This window comes from Streptomyces sp. NPDC126503 (assembly GCF_040302405.1).
Lineage (GTDB): Bacteria > Actinomycetota > Actinomycetes > Streptomycetales > Streptomycetaceae > Streptomyces > Streptomyces gulbargensis.
The window spans coordinates 18,963-27,381 of the sequence record NZ_JBEORS010000040.1; the positions used below are offsets into that span (position 1 = coordinate 18,963).

Genomic DNA, 8,419 nt, shown 5'->3' on the forward strand with positions numbered 1-8,419 from the left:
GCAGCGTTACCCATGAGGCGGAAATGTGCATGCCCATGACCGGTAGGCGACTGACCTCACTCCTCGCGTTCGTCACGACCACGGCGGCGGGAGCGTCGCTGCTCACCGGCTGTGGCGTGCTCCCTGGAGCCACGGGGGGCTCCAGGGAGCCCGTCACCGTGATGACCTGGGCTCCCGACCAGACCCGCGCGACCAACATGCCCGGCATGCCCGCGATGGCGCAGACCTTCGCCCGGTGGGTCAACGCCCAGGGCGGCATCAACGGCCACGAGCTGCGCGTCCTCACCTGCAACGAACAGAACAGCGCCGCCGGCGCCGCCGCGTGTGCCCGTCGCGCGGTCCGCGAGGACGCGGTGGCGGTCGTCGGCTCGTACAGCCAGAACGGCCGCGCGTTCATGGCCCCGCTGGAGGCCGCCGGCATCCCGTACATCGGCGGTTACGGCCTCACTGAGGACGAGTTCACGAGCCCGCTCTCGTACCCCGTCAACGGCGGCCAGGCCTCCCTCCTCGCCGGGCACGGCATGCAGCTCGCCGAGACCTGCCGCCGCGTCTCCCTGGTCCGGCCCGACACCCTCGCCGGGGACAAGCTCCCCAGCCTGCTCAACTCCGGCCTGCGCAAGGCCAGTCACCGCAGCGCCGTGGACATCCCGGCCGTGGAGGACGCGGCCGAGTACAGCCGGCAGGCCGCCCGCGCCCGCGAGCGCGCGGGCGCCGAGGACGGCTGCGTCACCGCCGTGCTCGGCGAGCGGACCCAGACCTTCTTCGACTCGTTCCGCCGCCTCCCGGGGAACGGCGGGCCCGGGAGCGGCGACGGGACGAACGCAGAGAACGCAGAGAACGGGGAGAACGGGGACCCGGTGCGCATCTCCTCCGTGCTCGGCAGCGTCGGCCAGCCGGTCATCGACCGCACCGGCGGCGCCCACAGCCCGTTCGAGGGCGCCTACGTCACCGGCTGGTACCCGGAGGCGACGCACAAGAGCTGGGAGCCGATGCGGAAGGTCATCCGGGAGCACGCCTTCGCCGACAACCGGGTCGACCCGGCCGACGCGGGCGTCCAGACGACCTGGATCGCCTACACCGTCCTCAAGACGGTCATCGAGTCCCTGGACAGCGACCGGATCAGCTCCGTGCAGATCACCCACGCCCTCGACCGGGGCGCCCGCATCGACACCGGCGGGCTCACCCCGCCGCTGCGCTGGAAGTACGAGGACCTGCTCGCCGCCCCCGGCTTCCCCCGGATCGTCAACCAGGCGGTGACCTTCCAGGTGGTGCGCGACGGACGCCTGGTGGCGCAGAAGCCCGGCTTCGTCGACGTCGGCACGGCCGTGCTCACGGCTCCCTGACGGAGCCGGGCGGTCCCGGGGCCGCCCGGCCCGTCAGAGCTGGGTGGGCGAGCGGCGCTCCAGGCCGTACTTGTCGGCGGTCGGGTTCCACAGCCCGGCCGCCTTCCGCTTGGCCGTCGTCGCCTCGCCGCTCCGCTTGTTCGCCGCGACCAGCTGGTTGGTCGACTGCGCCTTGCCGCCCTTGCAGGCCTTCTTGTCCTTCATCTGCAGGGCCCAGGCCGCGTAGTGGTCGTCCGCGGCGGCCGAGGCCTGCCAGGCCTTGGTGAGGGAGGCGGTGAGCGCGGCGTGGTCCGGGAGCTTGTCGACGGAGAGCCCGCGCAGCTGCGTCACCAGGCCGCGGCGCTGCTTCGCCGCGTCCCGCAGGTCCGCCGCGGCCTTGTCGAGGTTCTTGCACTGCTTGATCGACTCGACCGAGCTGATGACCGTGTCGCGGCTGCTGTTGCTGGTCGCGAGGAGCTTGTCCAGCTCCTGGGCCTGCGGCTCCGCCGGGTCGGCGGGCTTCTCCGGCGGGGCGGAGGACGAGGGGGTGGCCTCGGCGGAGGGGGTCGGGGAGCTCGCGGCCACGTTCTGTCCGGCCGCCTTCGGGTCCTTCTCCTCGTCACCGCCGTTGAGCAGGATCCCGGCGCCGAGTCCGACGACGGCGCAGCCGACGACCACGGCGGCGATCAGCCCGACCGGCGACTTGCGGCGCGGCGCGGGCTCCTCGTCGTAGTAGGCCTCCTGGTAGGCGTACTGCTGCGCGGGAGGCTGCGGGGGCTGGTGCTGCTGCTGGTTCTGCTGGTTCTGCTGGGGGTACGCGGCCGGGGCCGGCTGCCCGTAACCGTGCGGCGCCCGCGGCTGCTGCGGCGGGGCCTGCGGGGCCGGGTCCCGGAAGAGGTTGTCGAACTCCGCCGGCGGCCGGCGGTCACCGGGCTGCTGCCCCGGTACGGGGGCGATGTACTGGGTCGCGTCCGAGGCGCCGGCGGGCGCCGCCCCCTGGTGCGGCAGCGGCCCGGTCCCGAGGAACTGTGTGTCGGAGCCCGCGCCCTGCTGCGGCGGGGGTACCGGGCGCATGTGCTGGGTCGCCTGGAGGTCGCCGGGGGCGGGGGCGCCGGGGTGCGGGTAGCCGTACCCGGGCTGCGGGGCCTGCGGCGGCGGCATGGCGCCCGGGACCGGGCGCATGTGCTGGGTCGCCTGGAAGTCACCGGGAGCGGGGGCGCCCGGGTGCGGGTAGCCGTACCCCGGCTGCGGGGCCTGCGGAGCCTGCTGCGGCGGGACCGGGGCCAGGTACTGCGTCGCCTGCATGTCGCCCGGCGCGGCCTCAGGGGGCAGCGGCTGCGCGGGCGGCAGCGGCTGCCCGCCCGGCTGGGCGCCGGCGGGGCCGGGCGCGCCGGCCCACGGCTGCGCTCCCCCGTGGCCGCCGTGCTGGGCGGGGGGCACCGCCGGGTACTGCGGCTCCGGACCCTGTCCGTTCTGCGTCACCGGGACTCCTACTGATGGACCTACGGAATCGTCGGCTCACGCTACCGGGTGCGCCCCGGGCTCCGCACACACGTGTGAGTGCGGTAACACAAGGCTGTTACAGAAGGGCCGTCCGCGTCGGGACGGAAGGGACACGCCACCCGGGGACGGGCGCGCGGGCGCCTGTGGGACGGGCCGTCGCACGGCCACCCGGCCGCACGGCGGCCCGGGGGACGGCCCGTCAGGCCGCGCCCGGGGCGCCGGCCACCGTCGCCCGGTCACTCCCCCTGCCGGTCACACCGCGCCCCGGGGCTACGGGCCGTCAGCACGCTTGACCGGCACGGCTCCGGGCGGACCCCGCCCCGCCGTAGGGGCGGGGTCCGCGCACGCGACCGGGGTGCCCCGCCACGAACCGTCAGGCCGCACCGCCTCCCCGGCCGCCGGCCACCGGTCCACCCGCCGCGCGCACCACCTCGCGGGGGCGCGGGCCCGGGCCGCCGCCCGAGCGTGCCACGCCCCGGGACCGGTCCGCCCGGCACCCGCCCGCGCCCCGCCTCCGAGGCCGCCGGACGGCAACCGTCACGCCGCCGCCAGGTCCAGGCGCACGCCGAACTCGCGTACCACCGGCTCCCGCGCGAACGGCTCCAGGCGGTCGCGGAGGTCCTCCAGGTATTCCGCGCCCCTGGACGACCTGAGGGTGCCGAGGAGTTCGATCGCCTGCGTGCCCGTCCGGCAGGCCTCCTCCAGTTCCCGTTGCTGGATCTGGGCGGAGGCGAGCAGGGCGAGGCCGATCGCCCGGCGCCGCGCCCGTGACTCCGGGTGCCCGGCGAGGGACTGGCGGGCCGCCCGTGCCGCCGCCTCCGCCTGGCCCAGGTCCCGGTGGCAGTGGGCCAGTTCGTCGGCGAGGTAGGCGTGGTCGAAGTGCCGGATCCACGCCGGCTCGTCGCCCGACTCCGGGTCGGCCCGGTCCAGCGCCCGTACGGCTCCGCCCGCCGCCGCCTCGAAGGAGCGCACGTCGCCGAGGACCGCGTGGCCCCGCGCCTCCGCCGCGAGGAACATGGCCTCCGCCCGGGGCGGCACCTTGCCGCGCGCCCCCTCCTGGGCCGCCCGCGCCAACTGGGCGATCTCGCGCGGATTGCCGAGCTGTGCGGCGAGGTGGCTCATCGAGGCGGCGAGGACGTAGCCGCCGTAGCCACGGTCGCCGGCGGCCTGCGCGAGGCGGAGGGCCTGGATGTAGTAGCGCTGCGCGAGGCCCGGTTCGCCCGTGTCCACCGCCATGTACCCGGCGAGTTCGGTGAGGCGCGCGACCGCCGCGAACAACTGGCGTCCCACCGCCTCCCGGTAGGAGCCCGACAGCATGCCGGACACCACACTGTTGAGGTAGTGCACCACCACGGGCCGTACGTGCCCGCTGCCGAACCGGCGGTCGAGGTCGACGAGCGCGTCCGTGGTCTCCCGTACCGCCGCCACGTCCGCGACCCCGACCCGGGCGCCCGCCGAGCGGGCCACGTGGGCGTCGGCGGCCGTGATCAGCCAGTCGCGGCTCGGCTCGACGAGCGCGGAGGCGGCGACCGACGAGCCGGACAGGAAGTCCCGCCGGCCGACGTCGCTGCGCCACAGCTCGCAGACCTGCTCGATCGCGCCGAGGACGGTCGGCGCGAACTGGAGGCCGACGCCGGCCGCGAGGTTCCGTCCGTTCGCCATCCCGATCTCGTCGATGGTGACCGTGCGGCCCAGTTTGCGGCCCAGCGCCTCCGCGATGATCCCCGGTGCCCGGCCGCGCGGCTGCTGGCCGCGCAGCCAGCGCGCCACCGAGGTCTTGTCGTACCGCAGGTCGAGGCCGCGCTCCGCGCCGACCACGTTGACCCTGCGGGCGAGGCCGGCGTTGGAGCAGCCCGCCTCCTGGATGAGTGCCTGAAGCCTTTCGTTGGGCTGACGCGCGACGAGTGGTCTGGCTGCCATGCATACCCCCTGAGGCCGTGCTCTGGATCACAAGAGAAGTGATCACTGCCCGGCGAATATCCGGTCAATGCCGATGTGAACACGCGAAACCGGACACGCCGGCCGGCGCCCGGTGGCGGACGCTCCCACCCCTGCGTACCCACCCCCCGCTCCCCGCCCTCCCGCGCGCCCCCGCCCGTGCTTCGATGCGCCCCGCGTGCAGGATCGATGCCTCACACCCCGCGCGGCGGCGGCCGTAACCCGGGGTGGTGGGGGAAGTTGAGTCCTTTCGTGGAAGAGACCATCGGAGTGACGGAAACCGCACAGATTCCCCAGCAGCGCGGCGAGCACCTGCTGGACAGCGCCGTGCGGTATGCGGAAGAACGCCACTGGGACGTGGTCCCCGGGACCTGGCTGGAAGCGGTCGAGGGCAGGGAGCGCTGCTCCTGCGGCGCCGAGGCCTGCGCCCTCCCCGGCGCGCACGCGGCCAAACCCGACTGGGCGACGATGGCGACCGGCAGCGCCGTCGGGGCCCGCCGGATGTGGACGAAGCAGCCGAAGGCCTCCATCCTGCTGCCGACCGGCCGTACCTTCGACGCGATCGAGGTGCCGGAGTCGGCGGGCTTCCTCGCACTCGCCCGCATGGAGCGCATGCGGCTCACGCTGGGGCCGGTGACCTGTACGCCCGACCGCCGGATGTTCTTCTTCGTGCTGCCGGGCGCCGCCGCGAAGGTGCCGGACCTCGTCCGCGCACTGGGCTGGCTGCCGGCCTCCATCGATCTCGTCACGCGCGGCGAGGGCCACTACGTGGCGGCCCCGCCGACCCGGGTCGGCGGGCAGGGAGCGGTCCAGTGGGCGCGGCGCCCCACCCCGGCCAACCGCTGGCTGCCGGACGTGGAGGAGCTGATCAACCCCCTCGCGTACGCCTGCGGCCGGGAGGCGGCGGACGCGCGGACCCGGGCGCGGTGACCTGCCCGGCGCCCCGGGCACGGTGACCGGCGCGGTGGCCCGGGAGCGGTGACCCGCCCGGACGGCCGGGGGCCGGTCCGGACGTCACCCTTATGGTGGAGCCCGTTCTGCACGGGGACAACCGAAGGGTTGACGCATCATGCCTGACCAGGCATTTGACGGAGTGTTCGACGCGGCGGGCGCCGCACCGGGGGACGGTGCGGCGCCCGCCGTGCGGGTGGAAGGACTGTGGAAGCGGTTCGGTGAGCAGATCGCCGTGAACGGGATCGACCTGGTCCTGCCGGCGGGGAAGTTCATCGGTCTGGTGGGGCCCAACGGGGCCGGCAAGACGACCACCCTGTCCATGATCACCGGCCTGCTGCGGCCGGACGCCGGCCGCGTTCTCGTCGCGGGCCACGACGTGTGGCGCGACGCGGAGTCGGTCGCGCGGGTGAAGGCGAGCATCGGCATCCTGCCGGAGGGGCTGCGCCTCTTCGAGCGCCTGTCGGGGCGCGAACTCCTGGCGTACAGCGGGCGGTTGCGGGGGATGCCGGGCGCCGAGGTCGACAAGCGGGCCACGCAGCTGCTCGACGTCCTGGACCTGACCGGTTCGCAGAACAAGCTCGTCGTGGACTACTCGACCGGCATGCGCAAGAAGATCGGCCTGGCGGCGGCGCTCCTCCACAACCCGGAAGTGCTGTTCCTGGACGAGCCGTTCGAGGGCGTCGACCCGGTGTCGGCGCAGACCATCCGCGGGGTCCTGGAGCGTTACACCTCCTCCGGTGCCACCGTCGTCTTCTCCAGCCACGTGATGGAACTGGTGGAGTCGCTGTGCGACTGGGTCGCCGTGATGGCGGCGGGCCGCATCCGGGCGCAGGGTCCGCTGGCCGAGGTCCGCGGCGACGCGCCGTCCCTCCAGGCCGCGTTCCTGGAGCTGGTCGGGGCGAACGAGCGGGCCGCGGCCGGTGATTCCCTGGACTGGCTGGGCGGCGGCACGGGCGCGGCCGGCGGGAGCGCGCGGTGAGTGCTGTCGTCCCCTCCCCCACGCCGGCGCCTTCCCTCACCTCCGTCTTCGTACGGCTGAAGCTGGCGCTGCTCCGGAACGGGCTGCGGCAGTCGAGCGGCCGGACCGCCGCGTACATCACGTCGATCGTGGTGACACTGCTGATCGCGGTCGCGATGATGCTCTCGTTCCTGGTGCTGCGCGGCGGATCGGCCGCGGGCACGGTCTCCGTCCTCGTCATCGCGCTGCTCGCCCTCGGCTGGGCGGTCATGCCGCTGTTCCTTCCGGGGGGTGACGAGACGCTCGACCCGTCGCGGCTCGTCATGCTGCCGCTGCGGCCGCAGCCGCTGGTCCGGGCGCTGCTGGTGGCGTCCCTGGTAGGCATCGGCCCGTTCTTCGCGCTCTGCCTCGCGGTCGGCGCCGCCCTGGCCCTCGCCGACGACGCGGCCGGGACCGTGGTGGCGGTGCTCGCGGTGCCGCTGACCGTCCTGGTGTGCGTGGCGCTGTCCCGGGCGGTCGCCGCCGCGAACGTGCGGCTCCTCACCTCGCGCAAGGGCCGTGACCTGGCCCTGCTCAGCGGTCTGCTCATCGCCGTCGGCATGCAGGTGATCAACTTCGGCGCGCAGAGCCTCGGCAGGTCCGGTGACCTGTCGGTGCTCGACCCGGCGGCGGCCGTCGCCGGGTGGCTGCCGCCGGCCGCGGCGGTCGCCGCGATCGGGAACGCGGGCGACGGCGCGTACGCCGAGGCGGCCGGGCGGCTGCTGCTGACCGCCGCCGCGCTGGTGCTGCTGCTCGTGTGGTGGCGGCGGAGTCTGGTGCGGCTGATGGTCGAGCCGGACGGTTCCACCCTGGCCGCCGTCACGGTGACCAAGGACGCCACGGACGGGCGCGGACGGCTCGCGCGGCTGCTGCCGGAGGGCCGCACGGGCGCCGTCATGGAGCGCACCCTGCGCTACATCGGGCGCGACCCGAAGACGAAGGCGTCCTGGGTCACCGCGCTCGCGATCGGCGCCCTCGTGCCGGTGTTCAACGCCTACCAGGGCGCGGGCAGCATCTACTGGGCGTCGTTCGCGTCGGGCATGCTCGGCATGCAGATGTTCAACCAGTTCGGGCAGGACTCCTCGGCGTTCTGGATGGTCTCCCAGACCATCTCCGCACCCGCCGATGCCTACGCCGAACTGCGGGACCGCGCCCTGGCCCTGCTGGTGATCACCGTGCCGTACACGGTGGTGGTGGCGGTCGGCACGGCGGCGATCCTCGGAGACTTCTCGCAGCTGCCGGAGGGCCTCGGGGTCGCGTTCGCCCTGATCGGGGCGATGCTGGCGCTCGGCGCGGTGCTCTCGGTGCGTTTCCCGTACTCGATCCCGCAGGACTCCCACCGGAACGTCGCGGCGGGGCAGGGCGGGCTCGCCATGGGCGCGGTCTTCGGCGGCATGCTGGCCGGCCCGCTGCTGTGCGCCCCGCTCATCGGCCTGGTGATCTGGCTCCACGTCGCCGGCCTGCACGGCCTGCTGTGGCTGGTCCTCCCGGCCGGTGTGGTGTACGGGGCGCTGCTGGCGTGGGCGGGCCTGAAGTCGGTCGCCCCGCGCATGGCGTCCCGTCTGCCGGAGATCCTCCAGGCGGTCAGCAAGGGCTGACCGGGCCCGTACGGTACGACCCCGGCCCGGCCCCACGGCGCCCCCTCCAGCCGTCCACCCTCCACCACGGGCACATCGGCGGCGGTTCGGAGGTCCTCAAGCAGGCC

Annotated in this window: 6 protein-coding genes; 4 read left to right on the forward strand and 2 right to left on the reverse strand. The window is 74.6% G+C overall.

Translation table 11 applies throughout. The annotated features are described in order from the left end of the window. The first annotated feature begins 35 nt into the window (after positions 1-35). Positions 36-1,343 (forward strand): ABC transporter substrate-binding protein, encoded by a 1,308-nt coding sequence (locus ABTY40_RS29875; RefSeq protein ID WP_352062375.1) that lies wholly within the window; start codon positions 36-38, stop codon positions 1,341-1,343. Between the two features lie 33 nt (positions 1,344-1,376). On the opposite strand, the gene ABTY40_RS29880 is transcribed toward ABTY40_RS29875, so the two are convergent. Both ABTY40_RS29880 and ABTY40_RS29885 read right to left on the reverse strand, forming a co-directional pair. After that, complete coding sequence (locus tag ABTY40_RS29880; protein ID WP_352062376.1) at positions 1,377-2,804, reverse strand: hypothetical protein; 1,428 nt, start codon at positions 2,802-2,804, stop codon at positions 1,377-1,379. Between the two features lie 558 nt (positions 2,805-3,362). Beyond that, entirely contained in the window at positions 3,363-4,745 is a 1,383-nt protein-coding gene (locus tag ABTY40_RS29885; protein WP_352062377.1) for an NsdA family TPR-like regulatory protein, read from the reverse strand. 282 nt (positions 4,746-5,027) lie between these two features. Between ABTY40_RS29885 and ABTY40_RS29890 the strand changes: the two genes are divergently transcribed. The 3 genes from ABTY40_RS29890 (at position 5,028) to ABTY40_RS29900 (ending at position 8,312) form a co-directional block, all read left to right on the forward strand. After that, positions 5,028-5,693, forward strand: coding sequence for a bifunctional DNA primase/polymerase (locus ABTY40_RS29890; protein WP_352062382.1), 666 nt, complete (start codon positions 5,028-5,030; stop codon positions 5,691-5,693). Between the two features lie 139 nt (positions 5,694-5,832). Next, positions 5,833-6,696: an ABC transporter ATP-binding protein gene (locus ABTY40_RS29895; protein ID WP_352062378.1), complete on the forward strand. Its 864-nt coding sequence runs from the start codon at positions 5,833-5,835 to the stop codon at positions 6,694-6,696. Then, positions 6,693-8,312 (forward strand): transporter, encoded by a 1,620-nt coding sequence (locus tag ABTY40_RS29900; RefSeq protein WP_352062379.1) that lies wholly within the window; start codon positions 6,693-6,695, stop codon positions 8,310-8,312. Before ABTY40_RS29895 ends, ABTY40_RS29900 begins: the two co-directional genes overlap by 4 nt. The last annotated feature ends 107 nt before the right edge of the window (positions 8,313-8,419 follow it).

Bases quoted from the DNA above. Each gene is read 5' to 3' on its own strand.
- ABTY40_RS29875 (WP_352062375.1), top strand. From the start codon at position 36: ATGACCGGTAGGCGACTGACCTCACTCCTCGCGTTCGTCACGACCACG.
- ABTY40_RS29885 (WP_352062377.1), bottom strand. From the start codon at position 4,745: ATGGCAGCCAGACCACTCGTCGCGCGTCAGCCCAACGAAAGGCTTCAG.
- ABTY40_RS29895 (WP_352062378.1), top strand. From the start codon at position 5,833: ATGCCTGACCAGGCATTTGACGGAGTGTTCGACGCGGCGGGCGCCGCA.